Origin of the sequence: Caballeronia sp. AZ7_KS35, assembly GCF_023631045.1 — a bacterium.
Lineage (GTDB): Bacteria > Pseudomonadota > Gammaproteobacteria > Burkholderiales > Burkholderiaceae > Caballeronia > Caballeronia zhejiangensis.
The window spans coordinates 376,376-397,523 of record NZ_JALQDV010000048.1 but is presented as its reverse complement, the minus strand read 5'-3'; the positions used below and the strand labels follow the sequence as shown (position 1 = coordinate 397,523).

23 protein-coding genes are annotated in these 21,148 nt (G+C 62.3%); 6 read left to right on the top strand and 17 right to left on the bottom strand.

Features of this window, described 5'->3' with window-relative positions:
• Window positions 1-6 precede the first annotated feature (6 nt).
• The 5 genes from NCT05_RS31430 to NCT05_RS31410 all read right to left on the bottom strand — a co-directional run bounded on the left by NCT05_RS31430 (window position 7) and on the right by NCT05_RS31410 (window position 3,910).
• Window positions 7-1,149, bottom strand: a complete 1,143-nt coding sequence (locus tag NCT05_RS31430) for an amidase (protein WP_250441469.1) — start codon at window positions 1,147-1,149, stop codon at window positions 7-9.
• Complete coding sequence (locus tag NCT05_RS31425) at window positions 1,146-1,661, bottom strand: nuclear transport factor 2 family protein (RefSeq protein WP_008346729.1); 516 nt, start codon at window positions 1,659-1,661, stop codon at window positions 1,146-1,148. Before NCT05_RS31425 ends, NCT05_RS31430 begins: the two co-directional genes overlap by 4 nt.
• Before the next feature lie 14 nt (window positions 1,662-1,675).
• Window positions 1,676-2,050 (bottom strand): tautomerase family protein, encoded by a 375-nt coding sequence (locus NCT05_RS31420; RefSeq protein ID WP_250437286.1) that lies wholly within the window; start codon window positions 2,048-2,050, stop codon window positions 1,676-1,678.
• Window positions 2,051-2,129: 79 nt separating this feature from the next.
• Window positions 2,130-2,630, bottom strand: coding sequence for an aromatic-ring-hydroxylating dioxygenase subunit beta (locus NCT05_RS31415; RefSeq protein ID WP_175981619.1), 501 nt, complete (start codon window positions 2,628-2,630; stop codon window positions 2,130-2,132).
• Window positions 2,627-3,910: an aromatic ring-hydroxylating oxygenase subunit alpha gene (locus NCT05_RS31410; protein WP_250503984.1), complete on the bottom strand. Its 1,284-nt coding sequence runs from the start codon at window positions 3,908-3,910 to the stop codon at window positions 2,627-2,629. Before NCT05_RS31410 ends, NCT05_RS31415 begins: the two co-directional genes overlap by 4 nt.
• 168 nt (window positions 3,911-4,078) lie before the next feature.
• Here NCT05_RS31410 and NCT05_RS31405 point away from each other — a divergent pair, with 168 nt between their 5' ends.
• Window positions 4,079-4,999 carry a LysR family transcriptional regulator gene (locus tag NCT05_RS31405; protein ID WP_250503983.1) on the top strand — a complete coding sequence of 307 codons (921 nt, stop codon included), beginning with the start codon at window positions 4,079-4,081 and terminating at the stop codon, window positions 4,997-4,999.
• Window positions 5,000-5,005: 6 nt separating this feature from the next.
• On the opposite strand, the gene NCT05_RS31400 is transcribed toward NCT05_RS31405, so the two are convergent.
• From NCT05_RS31400 to NCT05_RS31370, 7 genes are all read right to left on the bottom strand, one after another.
• Complete coding sequence (locus NCT05_RS31400) at window positions 5,006-5,974, bottom strand: PDR/VanB family oxidoreductase (RefSeq protein ID WP_008346721.1); 969 nt, start codon at window positions 5,972-5,974, stop codon at window positions 5,006-5,008.
• A 94-nt stretch (window positions 5,975-6,068) separates the two neighbouring features.
• Window positions 6,069-7,379 carry an MFS transporter gene (locus tag NCT05_RS31395; RefSeq protein WP_033535799.1) on the bottom strand — a complete coding sequence of 437 codons (1,311 nt, stop codon included), beginning with the start codon at window positions 7,377-7,379 and terminating at the stop codon, window positions 6,069-6,071.
• 129 nt (window positions 7,380-7,508) lie between these two features.
• On the bottom strand, window positions 7,509-8,429 hold the full coding sequence (locus NCT05_RS31390) for a LysR family transcriptional regulator (protein WP_250503982.1): 921 nt from the start codon (window positions 8,427-8,429) through the stop codon (window positions 7,509-7,511).
• Between the two features lie 44 nt (window positions 8,430-8,473).
• Complete coding sequence (locus tag NCT05_RS31385) at window positions 8,474-9,148, bottom strand: ethyl tert-butyl ether degradation protein EthD (protein ID WP_250503981.1); 675 nt, start codon at window positions 9,146-9,148, stop codon at window positions 8,474-8,476.
• 2 nt (window positions 9,149-9,150) lie between these two features.
• Complete coding sequence (locus NCT05_RS31380) at window positions 9,151-9,669, bottom strand: flavin reductase (RefSeq protein WP_250503980.1); 519 nt, start codon at window positions 9,667-9,669, stop codon at window positions 9,151-9,153.
• A 28-nt stretch (window positions 9,670-9,697) separates the two neighbouring features.
• Window positions 9,698-10,888, bottom strand: coding sequence for an acyl-CoA dehydrogenase family protein (locus NCT05_RS31375; RefSeq protein WP_250503979.1), 1,191 nt, complete (start codon window positions 10,886-10,888; stop codon window positions 9,698-9,700).
• Window positions 10,889-10,920: 32 nt separating this feature from the next.
• Entirely contained in the window at window positions 10,921-12,273 is a 1,353-nt protein-coding gene (locus tag NCT05_RS31370) for an MFS transporter (protein WP_250504013.1), read from the bottom strand.
• A 343-nt stretch (window positions 12,274-12,616) separates the two neighbouring features.
• Here NCT05_RS31370 and NCT05_RS31365 point away from each other — a divergent pair, with 343 nt between their 5' ends.
• Window positions 12,617-13,819 (top strand): porin, encoded by a 1,203-nt coding sequence (locus NCT05_RS31365; protein ID WP_250503978.1) that lies wholly within the window; start codon window positions 12,617-12,619, stop codon window positions 13,817-13,819.
• Between the two features lie 180 nt (window positions 13,820-13,999).
• Complete coding sequence (gene catA / locus NCT05_RS31360; RefSeq protein ID WP_250503977.1) at window positions 14,000-14,935, top strand: catechol 1,2-dioxygenase; 936 nt, start codon at window positions 14,000-14,002, stop codon at window positions 14,933-14,935.
• Between the two features lie 85 nt (window positions 14,936-15,020).
• On the opposite strand, the gene NCT05_RS31355 is transcribed toward catA, so the two are convergent.
• Complete coding sequence (locus tag NCT05_RS31355) at window positions 15,021-17,219, bottom strand: hybrid sensor histidine kinase/response regulator (RefSeq protein WP_250503976.1); 2,199 nt, start codon at window positions 17,217-17,219, stop codon at window positions 15,021-15,023.
• A 378-nt stretch (window positions 17,220-17,597) separates the two neighbouring features.
• Here NCT05_RS31355 and NCT05_RS31350 point away from each other — a divergent pair, with 378 nt between their 5' ends.
• On the top strand, window positions 17,598-18,017 hold the full coding sequence (locus NCT05_RS31350; RefSeq protein WP_250503975.1) for a hypothetical protein: 420 nt from the start codon (window positions 17,598-17,600) through the stop codon (window positions 18,015-18,017).
• Here the strand turns inward: NCT05_RS31350 and NCT05_RS31345 are convergent.
• The 4 genes from NCT05_RS31345 to NCT05_RS31330 all read right to left on the bottom strand — a co-directional run bounded on the left by NCT05_RS31345 (window position 18,006) and on the right by NCT05_RS31330 (window position 19,583).
• Window positions 18,006-18,203 (bottom strand): MARCKS-like protein, encoded by a 198-nt coding sequence (locus tag NCT05_RS31345; RefSeq protein ID WP_250503974.1) that lies wholly within the window; start codon window positions 18,201-18,203, stop codon window positions 18,006-18,008. The genes NCT05_RS31350 and NCT05_RS31345 overlap by 12 nt on opposite strands.
• Window positions 18,200-18,418, bottom strand: a complete 219-nt coding sequence (locus NCT05_RS31340) for a hypothetical protein (RefSeq protein ID WP_175981273.1) — start codon at window positions 18,416-18,418, stop codon at window positions 18,200-18,202. Before NCT05_RS31340 ends, NCT05_RS31345 begins: the two co-directional genes overlap by 4 nt.
• An 87-nt stretch (window positions 18,419-18,505) precedes the next feature.
• Window positions 18,506-19,015 (bottom strand): hypothetical protein, encoded by a 510-nt coding sequence (locus NCT05_RS31335; protein ID WP_250503973.1) that lies wholly within the window; start codon window positions 19,013-19,015, stop codon window positions 18,506-18,508.
• Between the two features lie 61 nt (window positions 19,016-19,076).
• Complete coding sequence (locus NCT05_RS31330; RefSeq protein ID WP_250503972.1) at window positions 19,077-19,583, bottom strand: ferritin-like domain-containing protein; 507 nt, start codon at window positions 19,581-19,583, stop codon at window positions 19,077-19,079.
• Window positions 19,584-19,956: 373 nt separating this feature from the next.
• On the opposite strand from NCT05_RS31330, the gene NCT05_RS31325 reads away from it, so the two are divergent.
• Both NCT05_RS31325 and NCT05_RS31320 read left to right on the top strand, forming a co-directional pair.
• Window positions 19,957-20,328, top strand: coding sequence for a CidA/LrgA family protein (locus NCT05_RS31325; protein ID WP_008346694.1), 372 nt, complete (start codon window positions 19,957-19,959; stop codon window positions 20,326-20,328).
• Entirely contained in the window at window positions 20,325-21,059 is a 735-nt protein-coding gene (locus NCT05_RS31320) for an LrgB family protein (RefSeq protein WP_250503971.1), read from the top strand. Before NCT05_RS31325 ends, NCT05_RS31320 begins: the two co-directional genes overlap by 4 nt.
• The last annotated feature ends 89 nt before the right edge of the window (window positions 21,060-21,148 follow it).

The following is a 21,148-nucleotide window of genomic DNA, read 5'->3' as shown; positions in this document are numbered from 1 at the left end:
GGCTCGTTACGCATGCGGAGCGAGCATCGCTTCGATGTATGCGGCCACCGCGCACACCGTCTCGTCATCGCCTTTGCGGCCGACAATCTGCAATCCCGCCTTGAGCGACGCCCCTTCAACCGGAACCGGTAACGTAAGCGCCGGATGTCCGCTCAGGTTGAAAGGCCGGATAAGCGACGACATTGCGATCACCGGAGTGCCCGCGCGCGCGGCCTCGATCGTGATCGGCAGCGATGGCATGGTCGGAAGAATGAGGACGTCGGCGTCCGCCAGCACGCGATCGACCTCGTCCGTGAAGTCGCGACGTATGCGCTCGGCTGCATCGAGCTCGGATACCGGCGTGTTCGCGGCGGCGCTCAACCGCGCCAGGATATCCGGGCCAAGCTTTCCGCTGCCGACGAGATGACCGAACGCGCGCCAAGTCTCGGCGTTGATGACGGCGAGACCGGCCGTGAACGCATCCTGAATGGATTCGAGCTGCACGGCGCGCGACGCGAGTCCGCTGCGCGCGACCGCGCTCGCCACCGCGTCGCGGATCCGACCTTCGGCTTGCACATCGGGCAACGCGACGCGTATCGCTGTCACGTCGCGGCGCGCACGGCCGCCCTGAAATGACGGATCGATTGCGAGCATTACGTCGATGACCGTGTTCATCGCCCGTGCAAACGGGCCGACACAGTCGAGCGACGTCTGGCGCGGCGCGACACCTTCACGCGACACGCGCCCGAAAGTCGGCTTCAGGCCGATCACCCCGCAGCATGCCGCGGGGCAACGCACGGAGCCGCCGGTATCGGTGCCGAGGGCGGCATCGACGAGCCCGAGCCCCACCGCCGATGCCGAGCCGCTCGACGATCCGCCGGGAATGCGCGCCGGATCTTGGGGATTGACGGGCGTGCCGCTGAAGTCGTTGAGGCCTGTCATGCCGAACGCCAGTTCGTGCATGTTCGCCTTGCCTGTAATGCGCCAGCCCGCATCGAGCAGCCGCTGCACGACTTGCGCGTGGCGCGGTGCGGGCGGCGCATCGGCGAGTGCGCGGCTGGCCGCCGTCGTCGGATAGCCGGCTATGTCGATACTGTCCTTGATCGCGATGGTCGGTGCATCGGCGGCGGCATGCGTCGCGAGATCGAATTGCTGCAAAAAGGCGCTCATGCACGGACTCCTCGCGCGGGGTTGAGTTGCCAGGGCGCGTCGAAAAGGCGTTCGGTGCGGAAGTGGCGAATCAGCCAAACGTCTTCATCGTGAGGCGACGGAGTGAAATCCACATCGAGCCGCGCCGAGATGAGCTCGGCGTGTGCATCGACATATCCGGATGCCTGCAACATGATCCAGCGGCCCTTCGCCGTATCGCCGTTCACTTCGATATGCTCGCTCGTCAGGAAGTGAACGTTGGTCGCGAAGTGCGGCGTGGGCGGCAGGTAGCGTTGCAGCATCGCGACGATAGCGTTCGGCCCCGCCAAGCGGCCGAACTTGTCCGCATACTGTGGACCGATGCCTTCCCACACGGCGTCATCGCTGAAGAGTGCCGTCAGCGATTCACCTTCGAGCGCGCGTGCCGGCACATCGCAGAGCGCCATGTATCGGGCGATGGTCTTGCGCACCGCGTTCTGCGCTTCGAGCACGCGCAAGCGCGCCTGCAGGCTCTCGATGATTTTGTCCGTCATGGCTTCACGTATTCTTATCGGCCCAAGGCGCGAGCGGTCTTTCCGCCCAGGCCGAAATCGGTATTCGGAATGTCTTTGATCAACACGCGCGTGGACTGCAAGGGCACATTCAGCACGGAAGCGCCGGTCTCCGACAGATGCGCGATCAGCGCTTCTTTCTGCGTCTGCGTGCGGCCAGCAATCAGGATCGCGATGATGACGGGCAATCCCGCCGCGCTGACTTTGCCGCCGAGGCCGCTATTGGATGCGGGCAACTCCGACAGCAGAATGCGCACGGATTCGGCCGGCGCACCGATCGCGTCGACGGTCGCTTGCGTGAGCCCTTGAATGAGCGATGCCTTGCGTTCGTCGGCGTGACCTTGAGGCAAATAGACTTCGAGTGTTGGCATGAACGTAGCGAATTGGATAGCGCGCGCATCGCTGAAAGCAATGCCGGACGACCGACATCGACACGACGCGCGCATGACTTCAAAGCAGAAAGCCGATGGCGCTCAGCGCCTCGGTCGAGTCGATCAGGCGGATCACCTTCTCCGACAGACGCGGCTCGCCGCTCGACATATCGATCTTGTGCGTCAGGTCGGCAGCAAAGATCGTGGACAGACCGCGCTTGTAGGCAATCACGATCTGCGAGGACTTGACCTCGACGAGGTCCGCGCTGTCGCCAGAGAGCGTGAAGCGCGACACCGTGCGTACCGTGCGCGCCGCATCGGAGGCCGACGCCGAAAAGCCGGACGTCATACGCTGCACGCGCAACTCGCGCATGTGATGGTCATCGTATGCGTAGTTGAGCGTGGACGCGTAGTCGGTCGTCCGCGGATCGATGGGCACGACGTAATGGCCTTTTGGGTCCCACAGATCCAGCCAGGCGCGATAGTCCCGGCGGTCGAGCAGTTCCGCTTCCCGCCAGATGAATGCGATCGCGCGCGCCAAGGTCTGGTCCGTGAAGAGTGCGTTGCGTTCGTCCATCATGCTTGCTCCATCATCGCGCGCCATTGTCTGTAGGCTTCGCGCATGCCGGTTTCGTCGGTCGAATGCGCGGTCTTCTCACCGTTCGGTGCGGTCGTTTCGCGGTTGAGGCCGCGGTTCACGAGGATAGGTACGTCAGGGCCGGCGTATGAGCCGCGCTGCACGCGCTCCCACGCTTCGGCGTCGTCAGGGCTGCCGAAGCCCAACGGGCCCTGGAAGTGCTCGTGCATGCGCAAGCGCGCGCGATTGGCTTCCTCGGGGCCGCCGTCCATTCCCAGCGCGACATGGCGGATTTCCGTTTCCACCGCGGAAATCGGGCGCAGCACGCGGAAGAACGCCATCGAAAGCGCGAGGTTCGGAAACAGATTGAGGTTGAAGCCGACGCCCATCAGCGAACGCACGATGCGACGCACTTCTTCGGGCGTGTGTTTCTCTGCGAGTTGCGCGGCGAGTTCATTGAAACGTTCGGGCAGCGGCGCGCCGTCGTCCTGATCGAGATCGACGAATTCCGGCATCAGCACGGCAAGGCTGTGACCATTGCCGAGCGATCGGCAGAACGCCTTGTCGCTCGTCATGAAGCTCGTGATGACGGCGGCCGTTTCATCGTCGATGGACTTCATCCATGACTTATGGACGACGGGAAAGTGATACAGGTCCGTCGTGTTCTCGAGCTGGATCTTCCAGTTGCCCTTGAACCTGAACTTGTGCTCGCCATTCGCCTTGATGGGGTAGCCCGCGCCCTGCTTCATGAAAAGATCGATCCACGGTTTGGCGCCGCCGAGGAAGTCCTCGAGCGGTTCGATCGATTCATCGAAGCTCGCGAAAATCAGCCCTTGATAAACGCCCACGCGCAGCTTCTTGAGCGGCAGATCGCCTTTCTCGCACACGCCTTCATAACCATCGCCGTAGGGCAGGGCGCGCAGCGTGCCGTCGAGCGCATAGGACCAGCTGTGATACGGGCATGTGAAACCCTTGGCGTTGCCCTTGTGGTCTTCGCAGACGGTCGCGCCCCGATGACGGCAACGGTTCTGCAACACGTTCACGGTTCCGGTCTTGTCGCGCACGACGATGACCGGCTGACGGCCGATGGTCGTCGTCACGAAGTCGCCGGGCTTCGGCAACTCGCTGTCATGCGCAACCCACACCCACGTCTTGTAGAAGATGCGTTCGAGTTCGGCCTCGAACAACTCCGGATCGTAGTAAAGCGAAGGCGCAATGCGATCGGACTCCGCGCGCCTGGCGAGCGCGCTGGCGTCGATGGTCTGATAGGTCGGCGTACTCATCGTATTCCTCGGAGAAGTTGAGTGGCTGATCGAACGACTGACGCGAGCTTGGCTGGGCGCTCGGCAAATCCTCTCGTTGACATCAGTCTCGCTTTTCGAGGATCATGCGTCAAATCGATTAAAAACAGGTCGTTCAATCAGTGCGGCCTATATCTCGGACGGCCCGTCATGACATCCATCGACCATATCGATCTGAATCTGCTGCGCGTTTTCCAGGCTATCGTGGAAGAGCGCAGCCTGACGCGCGCAGGCGAGCGTCTCGCGCTCTCTCAACCGGCGGTCAGCTATTCGCTCGGGCGATTACGCACCTTGTTCGACGACGCGCTATTCATCCGCACGCGCACGGGCATGCAGCCCACGCCCGTCGCGCTGGAATTGGCCGAGATCGTCGGGCGCGCGCTCGACACCGTGCGGCAGGCGTTGCGTTACGCCGAGCGTTTCGATCCGGCGACGAGCACGCGTACCTTTCGCCTGTCGCTCTCGGATGCGGGGGAGATGGCGTATCTGCCGGCGATCTGCGCCGCGTTGCACGATGCCGCGCCGCGCGCGAAGCTGGTGGTCGAGCCGTTGCCGGTCGAAGAAATCGAAGAAGCGTTGCGCGCGAGCCGGCTGGATTTCGCGATCGGCAACTTGCCGTCGCTATTGCCGCGCACGCGCCATTGCGTGCTCTTCGAGGAGTCGTATGTATGCATGACCCGCAAGCGCGACGATGTGCCCGAAGGCACCAAGCTGAAGCTCGCGCAGTTCCTTGCCGCGTCGCACGTTCAGGTTCGCTCGCTCGAACACAGCCATGACGCGCTCGACGATGCGCTGCGCGGACGAGGCGTCGGACGCAATATCGCGCTGGCGTTGCCGCATTTCGTGGCGGTGCCCGGCGTGCTGGCTGCAACGGATCTGTTCGCCACGCTGCCGGAAAAGCTCGCGCATATCCTCAACAGAGGCGAGGCGTTCAACATTTACGCGCTGCCTGTACCGTTGCCGAGAGTGGCCGTGACGATGCACTGGCACGAACACTTTCACGACGACGAAGGCAACGCGTGGATGCGCGCCCTGATGACCGACACCCTCGCGAGCTTCAAGACGATGTGATTTCGCTCAGAGATCGAGCACCAGCACGGGCGAACGGGAACGCGACACGCAGCAGCAAATCACGCTGTTGCTTGCGCGTTCCGCTTTGCTCAAACAGTGATCGCGATGCTCGGGCTCGCCGCTCACGACATCCACCATGCACGTACCGCAAACGCCTTCGCCGCACGAGGTATCGACTTCTATGCCGATGGAGGCGAGCGCATCGACGATCGACGTGCTCTTGTCCACGCGAACCGTTTGTCCGCTGCTTGCGAGTTGCACCTCGAAGCTGTCCAACGAGGCTTCGGCCGTGGCAATCGGCTCGGCTTTGAAGCGCTCCAGATGGATCGCATCCGCGGGCAGGCGAGCTTGCGCCGTCTCGACCACGGCATCCATGAAGGCGCTCGGCCCGCATGTGTAGACGTGTGCGTTCGGACCGGCATCGCGGATACATTCGTCGAGCTTGTCGCGCTGCTCGTGCCGCTCGACGCCGAAATGCAGCTTCACGTACGCGTTGAACGGGGCACGCGTCAGCAAGGTCATGAATGCCGCATGCGCCTCGCTGCGCGCGAAGTAATGCAGCGTGAAGCGCGCATTGCTCGCGACGAGGCGATAAGCCATCGACAGCAAGGGCGTGATGCCGATGCCCGCGCCGATCAGAATGTGCTCGCTTGCGGCCGCGTGAAGCTGGAACAGACTGCGCGGCGCGCCGACGGAAAGCTCGGAGCCCACGGTCACTTCCTCGTGAAGCGAGCGTGAACCGCCGCGCGATTGCGCTTCCTTCTTGACCGCGAAGATCTGCGTCCGGAGACATGCCGGATCGCCGCAGAGCGAGTACTGACGCGTGACACCCGAGGGGCCGGTCACATCGATATGCGCGCCGGGCTCATAGGGTTCGAAGGGCGCGCCGTCGATTCGCGAGACGCTGAACGAGCGCACGCCGTGCGCTTCCTCGCGCAACGCGTCGACTCGGACTTTCACGGTTTGAGCTTGCATGATCGCCTTCCTTTCGATGTGTTTCCCACAACCATGCATCGATCTTAGAGCCGCACGCCGAATAAGAAAAATAGGCTAAAAATCGTGTATCGCATCAATGTGACTGATGACGCGTTTCGTGCGTGAAGCGCAGCGTGACGACCGTCACGAGACTGAGCGCGATGAGAAACACCGCGACGGGCCAGGACGCGTGATAGTGCGAAAGCAACGCGGTCGCGAGGAGCGGCGACAGACCGCCAGCGAAAATCGAAGCCACTTCATGCCCGAGCGCAACGCCCGAGTAGCGCACTTCGGTGCTGAACAATTCGCCGACGAGCGCAGGCAAGGTGCCGATCATCGCGCCGTGACAGACGGCCGTGCCAAGCACCAGCGCAAGCCAGATGAGCGGTGTCGAATGCGTGTCCAGCAGCCAGAAGAACGGGAAGGCCATCGCCGCGAGCGATGCGGCGCCGATCATATACACGGGCTTGCGTCCGATGCGATCGGAGAGCTTGCCCCACAGCAGCATCGCGATCATTTCGACGACCATCGCGAGCATGACGCCGGTGAGCATCGTCGAATTCGGAATGCCGATGAACTTCCCGTACACCAGCGAAAACGCGAGAAAAATGTACGCGCCGCCGTTCTCCGCGACGCGCAGGCCCATCGCCATCAGTATTTCCTTCGGATGACGCTTGATCGCTTCGAGCACCGGCATATGCGACGTCTTGCCCGCTTCTTCCGCGTTCTCGAAGTCGCGACTCTCAGGCAGGCTATGACGAATGTAGACGCCGAGCGCGAAGATCACGATGCTCGCGAGAAACGGCAGGCGCCATCCCCACGAGATGAACTGATCGTGCGGCAAGGCCTGCACCGCGAGAAACGCCGCCGAGGAAAGAACGAAACCGCCGCCGACGCCGAGCTGACTCCACGCCGCGTAATAGCCACGCTTTTCAGGCGGCGCGTTCTCGCTGATCATCAGTACGCCGCCGCCCCATTCGCCGCCGGACGCGATGCCTTGCAGCAGGCGAAGTGCGACGAGCGCAACAGGCGCCCACAGACCGACGTGATCGTAAGTCGGCAACAGGCCGATGCCGAACGTCGCGAAGCCCATGATGAGCAATGTCCAGACGAGCGACGCGCGCCGTCCATAACGGTCGCCGATATGGCCGAACACGATACCGCCGAGCGGCCGTGCGACGAAGCCCATCGCGAATGCCGCGAACGCGCCGAGCGTGCCGATCAGCGGGTCCGCATTGGCCGGAAAAAACAAACTGCCGAACACGAGTGCGGCCGCCGTTCCGTAGACGAAGAAGTCGTACCACTCCATCGCGTTGCCCGCGACCGACGCAATGACGATACGTCTGAGCGTGCGATCCGGCATTGCTGCGCTGGTTTCGGCGGTCGAGGTATGAACTGTTGCCATGTCTGCTCGCATTGAATGAGAAGGGCTGCAGCCTTCTTGAGGCTTCGCATGACAAACAGTGTCGTGGCGACACTCACCCCGGTCAAATTCGCCGAAAAGAACGCGTGATATCAGCCCAGCAAATGAGCGTCACGCGTCCAGCTGGCGAAACATCGAATGGATCGTATTGCGCAGCCACGCTACGCCCGGATCGCTCGTGAATTGCGTGTGCGAGTGCACCTGAATCTCGATGGGCGGCAGCGCAAAAGGCAATGGCAGAATGCGAAAGGCCTTACTACGATTGAAGCGCAGCGCGATGCTCTTGGGGAAGAGCACGGCAAGGTCCGTGTTCATCACGATTTCGGGCGCCACGACGAAATGCGGCAGCCGGACCGCGACATCGCGCTTGAAATTCAGCTCGTCGAGCCATTGCTCGACCATGCGATGGCCCGTCGCGTTGGTGCTCGCGTAGACGTAGCGCAAGGCGGTCAGGTCGTCGCGTGTCGGCCGCGACTTGCGTAACGGATGATTGGCGCGCACGACGCATACATGCTCGTCGACGAATAGCGTCTCGCTCACGCATCCCGCGTCGAGACCCGGTACATAGCCGAGCGCAAGATCGATTTCTCCGGCGCGCATGGCGCTGCTTACGGATTCCACCGGAACATTGACCGCTTCGATTCGAATGCCGCGCGCCTCGCGGTCGAGCAGCGCGACGAGCGGCGGCAGAAAAAAGAATTCCGACATGTCCGACATCGAAATGCGAAACACGCGCCGGGCGGTCGCGGGATCGAAGCTGGCGAGTTGCTGGACCGCCTCGTTGATGATCGACAACGCCTGCGCGAGCGGCGGATACAGCCGATGCGCGGCATCGGTCGGCACCATGCCGGCGGGCGTGCGCACGAAAAGCGGATCACCGAAGATCGTGCGCAAGCGCCGTAGCGCATGACTGACCGCGGGCTGCGTCAGTTCGAGACGTTCGCCGGCGGCGGTCAGGCTGCGCAAATCCCAGATGGCGAGGAACACGCGCAGCAGATTGAGATCGGCGATACCGGAGTTGAGCTTCGTCATACACGGTTGACTCACGAACGAGCGCTGGTCGCGCCATGCGGCCATCAATGTGTGGCGAGATTACCGTATGTGCTGTGCATTGCAAAATGCGGCGTGGCTCCGCGATAGGGCGGCAAGGTATGGAAATCGCGCCGCATCGATTCGCGCACCGGCGAGGCGAGTGCGTCGGCGAGCGCGGACGCATCGTCGAAGACGACCTTGTTGCGCTGCATCGCATTCGCGCGCGTGCAAGGCAGGCCGATGGTGCAATCGATGCGCGTGTAGATCTCCAGCTCGCGCAATCGCGGCAAGGTGGACATCAACGGCGCGTGATGCCGCAGGTAATGCGCGAGCCATGTGTCGAAGTCCTCGGCCGGCCCTTCGTACGCGACGAGATAGGTGCAGCGCTGAATGCGCGCTTGGGTGGATGGCGCGTGCGAGGCCAGCGCGCGCACGGCCATGACTTGCTGCATGAAGCGCCCGGCGATCAAAGGTTCTCGAAGCGCGCGATGGATCGGGCCATCGAGTCTCGCGGCAGCTTCGAGCGCGGCGAGTTCATCGAAATACAGTTGAAGCACGCACGATGGCGCATCGGCCGCGGGCGGAATGCGCGGATCGACGTGTTGCGATATCGGCTCGTGCACGACCAGACTGCGCAAGCCGTCGATGCGCTGCAATGGCGCAATATCGACCAGCGGGCGCTGTCCGCCCGCACCGATCAGAAACAGGCAGATTTGCATGCTTACGCCGCCTCGCAGGAAGCAGCCGCGCGCGCGAGCCGATGAAACTGCCGGCCGAAGTACACAAGCCCATCGCCGTCTTCGCGCGAGCCGATGTGTTCTACCTGTACGAAAAGCACTGAATGCGAACCGACCTGCTTGTCGTCGACGATACGGCCTTCGAGACTCGCGATTGCATCGTCGAGCACGGGAAGTTGCAATGCGCCAGGCCGCGAACCGCAGCGCGCAAAGCGTTCGTCCATCGAGCCTCCGTCCATGCCCGCGAACACGCGCGCCAGTTCCTGCGCGTGCGCGCCCAGCACGTTGATGCACGCCCGGCCGTTACCGAGCAGCACATCGTGAACGTAGCTCGACTGATTGATGCAGACGAGCATCGTGGGTGGCGTATCGGTCACGGAGCACACGGCGCTTGCCGTGATACCGCAGCGTCCGTGCGGGCCGTCGGTGGTAATGACGTTGACGGCGGCGCCGAGCGAGGCCATCGCGTTGCGAAACTGTGTGCGCGCTTGATCGTGTGTCATGGCAGATGTCCTTTCAGGATTCGCGGGTTCAGGGATACGGCGTAACGGGCGGAATGCCGACGAAGATCGCGCCCGATGCGTCGTAATTGCCTTCGCCGAGAAAGGCGTGTTGCGTGACGACGATCGAATCGCGTACCAGACGCTGCATCCGGTTCTCGCGGTAGATCGCGCCGATGCCCGCCATCTTGTACGCCTGCATCACGATATCGGCGCAGGTGTGGGCGGCGTGCGTCGCCGACAGACGCAGCAAGTTTGCTTCGGCAGGCAACACCGGGTCGCCCGCGAGCACCGTGCGCCACGATGCTTCCGCGCACTCGAAGAAGAACGCCCGCGCGCTGCGCAGTTGTGCTTCCGCCTGCGCGAGCCCGGAACGATAGTAGGCGCGATCGGCGAGACGCGGCGCACCGGTCGTGGTTTTCGTCACGCCGGGCATCCCCGCCAGCAGGTCGAGCGCCGCGCGCGCCAGGCCGATGTTCACTGCCGCATGCACCTGCGCCTGATACGCGACGGCGGGATACCGGTACAGCGGTTCATCGATCAGCGGCGTGCCGCCGCGCACGAAGGTCCATTGTTCCTCGACGTATTTGTCCTTCAGGCGCAGATCATGGCTGCCCGTGCCCTGCATGCCGACCACGTTCCAGTTATCGACGATCTCCACTTCGCTCGCCGGGAAAACCGCAGTAAAAGGCTTGCCGGCGTTCTTGTCGTCGGTGCCGGCCGGTGCCCCGCCGATTCCCACGCCGATCCAGTCCGCGCCCTTGCAGCCGCTCGCAAAGCGCCACTGTCCCGACACGAGGAATCCGCCGGGCGCGCGCTCGGCCTTTTGCAGCGGATACAAGCCGCCCGCGAAGACCTGATCGGGACCGGCCGCATAGATTCGCGCCTGGGTCTCCACAGGCAGTGAAGCCAGGTACGTGTTCGCGGAGCCGAACGCCGCGACCCAGGCGGCCGATCCGTCCGCGATCGCGATACGTTCGAGCATCTCGAGGAAGCGCGCGGGCGGCAGCGCATCGCCGCCGAAACGTTTGGGCGTGCTCGCGCGGAAAATCCCCGCGCGCTTCATCTTGCCGACCATATCGCGCGGCACGTGGGACAGGGCGTCGAACTCGTCGCGGCGGCGCTCGACTTCCTCGATCAGCGTATCGAGGTGCAGCGGTCCGGCGTACTCGGGATAGTCGTTTTGCGAATCGATGATGGCTTCGCTTCGAAGGGCTTGCATAGGTGATACCTCTCGGTCGATGTGTGTCGATGTCATTCGGGCTGACGGCGTGCAGCGGCGCGCATCGCTTTGGGATACGTCTCGCGTGCGAGCAGCGTGGCGACGACGGTGATCAGGCCGAGTACGCCCAGATAAATGGCGACCGGCACGGCGCTGTGATAGTGGGCGAGCAACGCGGTGGCGATCATCGGCGAGAGGCCGCCGCCGAGTACGGAAGAGACTTCCCGGCCAATGCCGAGTCCCGAGAAACGCAGGTGCACCGGCAACATCTCGCTGATGAACGCGGGCTGCGCGCCTTCGAGAATGCCGAGCGTGATGCTGTTCGCGAGGACGAGCGCCGCAACCACCTTCCAGTACTCGCCCGAGCCGAGCAGCGCGAAGTACGGCCACGCGACCAGCACGATGGCGATTGCGCCGGCGAGATACACCGGCTTGCGTCCGACCTTGTCGGTCACCCAGCCGAAGAAGAGCGAAACGGGGATCATCAGCAGCATCGAAATGCACAGGCCGCTCAGAACCCAACTCGACTTGATGCCCAGAAACTGCCCGTAGGCGATCGAAAATGCGAAGAAGAGGTAGGACGCCGCGCCCTCGCCGAAGCGCAGGCCGAACACGGTCAGCACTTCGCGCGGACATTGGCGCAGCACTTCGATGACAGGCATCCGGCTTTCGTAACGCGTCGCCTTGACTTCGGCGAATGCGGCACTTTCTCCGACGGAGCGGCGCATCCACAAGCCGAGAAGAACGAGTGCGGCGCTCGCGAGAAACGGAAGGCGCCATCCCCAGCTCTGAAATTCGCCCGCCGGCAAGTTCTGCACCAGCAGGAACGCACCGGTGGACAGGACGAAGCCGAGTGCCGCGCCACACGGGCTCCACGCCGCGAGCGCGCCGCGCTTCGATTGCGGCGCGTTCTCGTGGATCAGCAGGATACTGCCGCTCCATTCGCCGCCGGCGGCCAGTCCCTGAAGAATGCGCAACAGAACGAGCATCGCGGGCGCCGCAATGCCGACCTGCTGATAGGTCGGCAAAACGCCCATCAGGACCGTGGCGGTGCCCATCGTGAGAAGGGTCAGCATCATCACGACCTTGCGGCCGTAACGGTCGCCGATATGTCCGCATAGCACGCCGCCGATGGGTCGCGCGATGAAGCCGACCGTGAAGCCGCCGAATGCGGCGATGGTGCCCGTGAGCGGATCGGTGCCGACCGGAAAGAACAGCTTGCCGAAGACGAGCGCGGCGGCGGTGCCGTACAGAAAGAAGTCATACCACTCGAGGATCTGGCCGAGCACTGCCGTCGTGACTGCACGGCGCACGTTGCTTGGGCGACGAGCCGATCGGGTTTGAGCGAGCGCGCTCAGGTCGGAATTCAGAGCTTCAGGGTTCATGGTTGGGGAAGACATGAGGTGATGGTTCCCGCTTCCCTGATGCTCAAGAAGCGGTGCGAGTCGTATCGATGCGATGCGATGGGCCCACGATATGAGCCTCGATAATCGCGGTCAAATTCGAGACAAAAATGCGCGACATGAATCTGGTGCATGTGCCGTTGCATGTCGTACGGAATAGCCCTTGCCTCGCATGACATATCGATCGCGCTTATCGCCGGTCATGCTTTTGGCTTATTTGCCGCGTGAAACGAGCGGCCGCAGACTGCGTGGCGCATCGCATTCATCACCGCAATGAGCCTTCATTGCGTCAATCAACAGAACGACTCGCATGGAACACGCACGTATGAAACTCGCCTTGGGAACTTCTCTGGCGCTGCTTGCAGTTGCAGGCACGGCGCACGCACAAAGTGCGGTGACGCTGTACGGCATCGTCGACGATGGCTTCAACTGGACATCGAACGCCGGCGGCCACAATCTCTACAACCTGTCGAGCGGCGTCATGCAGGCCAGCCGCTGGGGATTGAGAGGCAGGGAAGAGCTTGGCGGCGGGCTTGCTGCGCTGTTCGTACTCGAGAACGGCTTCGACCTGAATAACGGCTCGCTTGCGCAGAAGAACCGCGGCAGCACGCAAGGTCTGACGTTCGGCCGGCAGGCGTACGTGGGCTTGTCCAGTGCTTACGGCACCGTGTTGCTCGGCCGGCAATACGATTCGGTCGTGGATTATGTGGGCCCGTTCGAGTCCGGTACCCAGTGGGCGGGATATATCGGCGCGCATCCAGGCGATCTGGATAACCTCAACAACGCGTATCGCGTGAACAACGCGATCAAGTTCGTCAGTAAGGCTTACTACGGCGTTACCTTCGGCGGCGTCTACAGTCTGGGCGGCGTCGCGGGTGCGGTCTCGCGCAACCAATTGTGGTCGCTCGGTGCGGGCTATGCGAACGGCCCGCTGACGTTGGGCGTCGGTTACCTGAACGCGCGCAATCCGAACGTCGGCTTCTTCGGCGACAACGGCGCAAGCACGCCGCCCGCTGCGAGCGCGAACTTCATCTCTTCGCCCGTCTATAGCGGCTATGCATCGGCTCGTACCTATCAGGTGGTCGCGGCAGGCGCTGCTTATGCATTCGGCGCGGCCACGGTGGGTGCAACGTATTCCAACGTGCAGTTCAAGAACCTCGGCGATACCGCGAACTCCGGTCCCAATCCGCGCGGCTATTCCGGCAATGCGAACTTCAATAACGTCGAAGTCAACTTCAGGTATCAGCTCACGCCGGCGCTCCTGCTCGGCGCGGCATTCGACTACACGAAGGGCGGTGACGTCGATTCGGCCACCGGCAACAATCCCGGCGCCAAGTATTACCAAGGCGCGCTCGGCGCCGATTACTTCCTGTCTAAGCGCACCGATGTCTATCTGATCGGCGTGTACCAGAAGGCATCCGGCATCGATTCCACCGGCACAGCGGCGGTTGCGGCGATCAACAACCTCACGCCGTCGACGAGCGATCGTCAAAGCACGGTCCGCGTGGGCATCCGCCACAAGTTTTGAAGCCAGCCGACATTCGCGCCGGGATGTCATCCATTTCACGGATGGCATCAACCACATTTGATCTATTTGACGGATATGCGGGTGCGGCCTAATTTGTCGTCGAGACGACGCGTGAGTCCGCGCGTGGTACCGCGGAACGGAAGACCTGTGTCGTACCCCCATACCTATGGAGACAACATCGTGAGCGTCAAAGTATTCGATACGAAGGAAGTTCAGGGCCTGCTTTCGGCCGCCGCCAATCTCAACAGCGATAACGGCAATGCACGTGCGAAGCAGATCACGCATCGGCTGCTAAGCGACCTGTTCAAGGCCATCGACGACCTCGATATGACGCCCGATGAAATCTGGGCAGGCGTGAACTACTTCAACCGGCTCGGTCGCGACGGGGAAGCGGCCTTGCTCGCGGCGGGTCTCGGTCTCGAGAAGTTTCTCGACATTCGCATGGATGCGCAGGACCGTCACGCGGACATTCACGGCGGCACACCGCGCACCATCGAAGGTCCGCTGTATGTGGCGGGCGCACCGTTGCGCGATGGTGTGGCGAAGATCGACCTCAATCCGGACGATGACGCCGGGCCGCTTGTCATTCGCGGCACCGTAACCGGTCCCGACGGCAAGCCTGTCGCGGATGCCGTCGTGGAGTGCTGGCATGCAAACTCCAAAGGCTTCTACTCGCATTTCGATCCGACCGGCGCACAGAGTGACTTCAACTTGCGTGGCGCGGTGAGAACAGGACAAGACGGCAAGTACGAGTTCCGCACGCTCATGCCCGTAGGCTATGGATGCCCGGCTCACGGTTCGACGCAACAATTGCTGAACGCGCTTGCACGGCATGGCAATCGTCCTGCACACGTTCATTTCTTCGTGACGAGCGATAACTTCCGCAAGCTGACCACGCAGATCAACATCGAGGGCGATCCGCTCATCTGGGATGACTTCGCGTATGCCACGCGCGAGGAATTGATTCCTCATGTCGTCGAAAAGAAGGGCGGCTTTGCGCTCGGTCTAAAGGCGGACGCTTACAAGGAAATTCAGTTCGATATCGCGCTGACTCGCCTCGTCGAAGGCAAGGACAATCAGCTTGTCAGTCGTCAGCGCACGGCGGTGACGGCTTAAGTCGGCGAAGCGGATGACTCCGCTTCCATTTGCTGCGGCAGCGACGATGTTCATCGCGTTGGCGGCGATGGGCGAGAGTGACGAATCACCTGATCGCGGGTGCTACGCTCTGCAGCAAAGCCTGAAGGTCGTCGATGTTGAAGGGCTTGGAAAGAATCGTTACACCGGCGTTTTTTGCTCGTTCGAACTCATCGGCATAGCCGGTCATCAGCGCAATAGCCTGCTTCGGCCATTTCCGCCGCACTTTTTCCGCAACATCGATTCCGTTGTTGAGCCCAGGCATTTGAATGTCGGAGAGAATGAGATCGAACTTCGCGCCGTCCTCCAGCAGACCTAGCGCTGCATCTCCGGTGAGTTCGTGTCGGGATTGCCAGCCGAACACCTCCAGTACGGCCGAAAGTCCCGCGGCCACTTCCTCGTTGTCTTCGACCAGCAAAATGGAACCCTTGGTCGCCTCCGTCACCGTGACGGGTGGTGAGGGAGACACGGTCGTCGCTTTGGCTTTGGCTTCGGCCTGCCCGGAGCCACGGGGAAGAATGAGCGACACGGTCGTTCCTTTACCTTCCTCGCTCTCGATGCGTGCTGTTCCGCGCGCCTGCTCGCACATTGCGATGACCTGCGCAAGGCCGAGCCCCGTGCCAGCGTTCGCGGCTTTGGTCGTAAAAAGCGGCTCGAATGCGCGTTGCATCACTGATGCCGGCATGCCGACGCCGGTATCGGAACAAGCGATGACAACATAGTCACCGGGCTTCAGGCTTCCTTTCGAAGTATCGAGCGTGATGTTCCTGGTGCGAATGGTAAAGTCGCCGCCGCCGGGCATTGCATCCCTGGCATTCACCGCAAGGTTTATCAGCGCCGATTGAAGTTCGGTTTGGTCAACGTAGATTGGCCAGATTTCGTCAGAAGACCTGATGTGAAAGCGGATGCGCTCATTGAGCGACATCTGAATCAGAGAGGCTTCCCGTTCGAGCCAATCTTTGACATCCACGAACTCCTCACGCAGCGGTTGCTTGCGAGCGACGCTGAGTAGCCGCCTTGCCAGGACCTCCGCCGAAGCGGAAGCCCGTTCCACTGCGATGACTTCTTTCTCCAGTCCGTTGAAGTGCTTGCGACGGGCCAGTTCCATGTTCGCCTTGACCACCATGAGGAGATTGTTGAAGTCATGCGCGACGTTTGCCACGAGATTGCCGAGTGCGCCCATACGCTTCATCTGACGGCTTGTTGCTTCCGCGGAAACGCGCATCCCGAACTCGGCTTTCCATCTGTCCCACGCCGTTCGTTCACGTTTCAGACGGCTCAAACTGAACACGACCAGAAACCAGATGCCTACGCATGGAACCAGCGTCGCGATGGCGATAAGACCGTCGTGTCGCAACCATCTGTATGTAACCGTCGAGACCGGGATTCCGGAGGTCACGTAAAGCGGGTATGAGCCGACCTCTCGATACACCAGGAGCTTCTCGACGCCGTCGAGCGTCGAGAAACCCTTGAGACGTCCGCTTTGCCGATTAGCCTGAATAGCTTCCAGCAAGGGTTGACTGCTTGTCGGTGCGCGTCGCGCTTTTGGCTCGGGAAATCGAACGAGCGTAGTACCGTCGCTTCGGAAAAGGCCCACCGTCAAAGCCCGGTCATGTGCGGTCAGCCGGTCGTAGAACGACGAGAAATAATCGCGTCGAAGGGATATGGCCAAGACACCGAGATACTGGCCACTCGAGTCGTATCGAGGGAACGTCACATCGAAAACGTCCCGAGCCGGGTCGGATATTTGTTCGGGCCGCAGCATGCCAACTGCCGCAGAAGCGGCATGGCGTGCAGACCAGATATCCGAGCGGTCTCCAATCGATTGAAGGCCGACCGGATAGGTGCTGCTGCTGGCAAGCAAATTTCCTTTCCGGCCAAAGACAGCAATCGAGAAAACCGATGGCACCCGCTCGGCGGTTTGCCTCAGAAAGCGATGAACAGATTGCTGTCGCGCGCGAAGTGCGACATCCCCGTCGTCACCGAGAAAGGCCATTATTCGAAGCGATACCTCCTGATTCACGTCGAGGACTTTTACGGCCTGCTCCTCGGCAACTCGCGAGAGTCTGTCGATTCCTTCAGTCGAATCCGCGATTCTGGTTTGAAAACCGAAATAACCGTACGTGGCGAGAAAAAGCAATGGTGTGATGATTGATGCTGCAAGCACCGCGAGCAGCATGCGCCGGGTCACGCCAAAGTCGCGTGGCGGAACGGGGATATCGAGCGCAGTGCTGTCCGGGACAGAGGTTTCCTGATGGGCAATCATGGGACTTCGGGGCGGGGCGCGAAGGCGAAGTCTATTCAGATGTTCGTACGACGTCAAACTTACCGTTGGCGCGGCGGTCGTCGACGTGTTTAAGGGCCGGATAGATACGGCGTCATGGATTCTTTTGTTTGCTCGCACGATTTTCTTGAAGCCGTGCGTCTTTGTTTGGCGAGCGTTCGTATTGACTGATACGTCGCTAGATTTGTGGCCGACGCCGTAAAACTTACTTGAATTTGAACAAGATTGGAGAACTCCCATGCTCCACCGACGGATGCCAAAGCGCGCTCGACGTCGGCGGGTACGCCCGATATGTCGATGGCACCGGGAGAATAGGGTATCGGGTAATCGACTGGAAGAGGGCGGCGACGTTCTCGCGATGTGAATGTTTCGGATGCCGATTCAATTGCGCAGCAATCGACGACTTACCCGCACCGCATCCGACCGACGGCGAAGCCGGTCAACCCCGGCGCGGGCGAAGCCGATCTGGCAATGCGCGGCGCGACGCCGCCTCGCCAGTCGTACCTGTTCGCTTACTGGCTCGCACCCGCGGGTGCGTCGCTGGCGGCGGTCGCCGGGAAGCTGGCGGCAGCCGGCGCGGATGACCCTGCGCTGTCGCTTGCCGCGGTGCTTCCGCCGCTCGTATTGCGGTTGCAGCCCGACGTCAAGCAGACGGACGCCGTCACTGCGGCGATCAACATGGCCCTGATCGTGATGGTTCGGTTCATGGCGTGCTCCTCATGGACTTATCGAGTCAAATGGCGCTGCGTTCGACCGGCAGCGCCGATGTCAGTCGGGTGACTTCAGGCGGTCGCCTTCGCTTTGCGTGCCCGGCGGTGTTCCCGGCTTGGTAGCGGGACCGGCGTCCGGCGCGCGATCCTCGTTGGGGCCGCGCGGCGCCGGCTCCTTCGGGTTCGCCGGGATGTTCTCGGTGTGTTCCGGCACCGGCTGCCCTTCGATATGCTGCGGCGTCTGTTCGTCGGTCATGATTGCCTCGTCGATGCCTGATGGTTGTCCGGCTTGGGATCGGGTTCCGCCGTGGTATCGGTGCCGCTCTTGCCATTGCTGCGGTTGGTGATCTCGCCGGTTTCGTCGAGGACGTCGTCGAGATCGTCGTCGGCATCCTCGTCGGGAGCCGACAACCATTGAAGCAGCGGCAGACGCGCTGTGTACTGCGATGCAGGCATGGAGAAGTGGGTCATCGTGATCGCTCGATTGGCTGAAGGTAGTGAGATCGAGCAAGCGTTATTCCATCAGCGTGACGAGCGCATGCATTGCCGACTCCGCACTCAGGCGCCGTTGCCATCGCTTCGCGCTGCGCCGCGCATCTCGTCCGCCGGACGCGGAAAGCCCGTGCGGTCAAGATAAAGCTGGGCGTAATGCTCCGAGCGTTCGCTGCGCTGCCGCGTCCGGTCATCGGACAGCGAAGTCACCGCGCGCGCATCGAGCGCGGTGACGCCCGCGACGTTGAGCAAGGCGCCGAGCGCACGCGTGTGCGCGCCTTGCCGGCGTTCGCGTGGCGCCGTCGCCACGGTCATCAGATCGAGCGCGTCGCCGCCGATGCGCGCCATCAGATACGGAGACGGATCGCGCGACGAAAGTATGCCGATGCCGCAGGCAATCTCTCTCAGCCCATACAGCCTGACGAGGCCAGGGCTGACGCGCAGGCCGGACATGCGTGCGACGGTACGGGGCGCAAGCAGTTGGGCGGTTCCCAATGCGAGACTGAAGAATGCGAGTCCACGGGCAAGCGAGTGGCCCTTCGCTTGCTGGTTGTCGGTCGCGGGATACTGGCTCATGGTGTGTTCCGGCTAGGTATGACGACTGGATGAACGAACATGTCGAAGCCTTCTGCAAGGCTTATTTCTTCGCTTCCTGACCGGATGCCGAGCGGTCGAGATATTCGGTCGAGATGGAAGGGATGTGTTCGAGCAGCCATTGCGCCATTGCCTGCTCCTGAGGCAGGATCCGTTCGCACGCGGCCCGGGTTTCGGCATCGCCGCGGCGCGTCGCTGCCGCAATCAGCGAGGTGTAGGACGCGATCTCCATGTTCTCGAACACATAGCTCATGATGGCGCCTTTCACGACTTCGTCGGTCATGGTCATGCCGCCCGCCGCTTGCGCGAAGGCCATCATCTTGGCGGCAAGATCCTTGACCGTCGATGTGCTGCCGCCGAGCCGCTCGATGCACGCGGCGACGATCTTCTGCTGGTCCAGCGTTTCTTCCAGATGCTGATCGATACGCGCCTTCAGTTGCGGATAGTGCTCGAGGCGCCCGGACTGCGCGCGCAGCATTTGCTCGGCTTGCTGTTCCATCGCGTGCGCGTCGCGAAGCCAGTCGAGCAGGTGTTCGGTCGGTTGAGCCATGGTGTCTCCCGGATCGATGTGAACGGATGAGCGAAGCAATCGCGCTTCGCGCTGCCCGATGACTCGCAATCGTCATGCCGCGCATGTTCGTGGCATGACGACGAATAGTTAGGATGCCCTTCGTACTGTTGCGACATGAAAATAAAGCGCGATACTTTAAGCGCGCCTTGAATGGCGCGTTATCTTCCGTGGCTTCAGCCCGCCGTTTTCAGGCGGGCCTTTTTTTTGCACAAAGTCGCATCGAGCGGGGCAGATGGATCGACCAGCCCGTGCCCGATGTGCGGGCGAGTCACGCGCTTCCCGAGCATCTCGGGTACGCTTCGTCCGCTGCCGAAAGAAGGCATGAACATCGCACGCACCAGGAGTTTTTCCCATGCTCGCCGCAATTGCTACATTGCTCGTTTTCCAGTGTCTCGGAGAAGGGCTTTCCTATCTCTTCAGCCTGCCGGTGCCCGGGCCGGTCATCGGCATGCTTCTGCTCGCCGGATACTGCGCATTGCGTCCGGCCGCCGCGGCCACGCTCGAACCCACGGCGCTCGAACTGCTCCGGCACCTGTCTTTGCTGTTCGTGCCGGCGGGCGTCGGCATCATGGTTTCGGCGCATGCGCTGCGCGGCGACGTGCTTGCCGTCGTGTTCTCCGTTGCAGTCAGTACCACACTCGCGATCGCCGTCACCGCGCTCGTCATGCGTGCGATGCTGCGCGGCCGCCGCCGCGTCGCCCATGAACACGGAGACCGCACATGATCCCGGTGCCGCACTTCGGAGCGATCTGGGTCTATCTGGCGGCCACGCCGCTGCTCGGCCTTACCATCACGCTGCTCGCGTACCTCATCGCGCAGCGCATCTACGCGGCGTGCCGCTTCAATCCGCTCGCCAATCCGGTGCTGATTTCGGTGGCCATCGTCGTCGTGGTGCTCAAGACGAGCGGCACGGCCTACGAAACGTATTTCGACGGCGCGCAGTTCGTGCATTTTCTGCTCGGGCCGGCCACGGTCGCGCTGGCGTTGCCGCTTTATCGGCAGTGGGCGAATCTGAAGCGGCTCGCGTGGCCGATTCTCGTGAGTCTCGCCGCCGGCTCGCTGACCGCGATCGTATCCGCCGTGTCCGTGGCGGCCTTGCTCGGGGCGTCGCGTCAGTCGATTGCATCGCTCGCGCCGAAGTCCGCGACGACGCCCATCGCGATGGCCGTGGCGAAGGAGATCGGCGGCGTGCCTTCGCTGACGGCGGTGCTCGTCATCACGACGGGCGTGTTCGGCGCCGTCACCGCGCGGGGTATCCTCAATGTGCTGCGCGTTTCCGACGTCGAGGCGCGCGGCTTCGCGCTCGGCGTGGCGTCGCATGGCATCGGCACGGCGCGCGCCTTTCAGGTCAGCGAAGAGATGGGCGCGTTCGCCGGCCTCGGCATGGGGCTGAACGGCGTGTTTACCGCGTTCGTCGTGCCCGTTCTGCTGCCTTTGTTGTCGACGCTGCTGTGATGTCCGCGCGCCCGGCTTGAATGTCGCACGGAATAGCCATTGCTGGCGACGACGGCATGGGTCGCGCCCCTCGCGACGTAACAACCGCC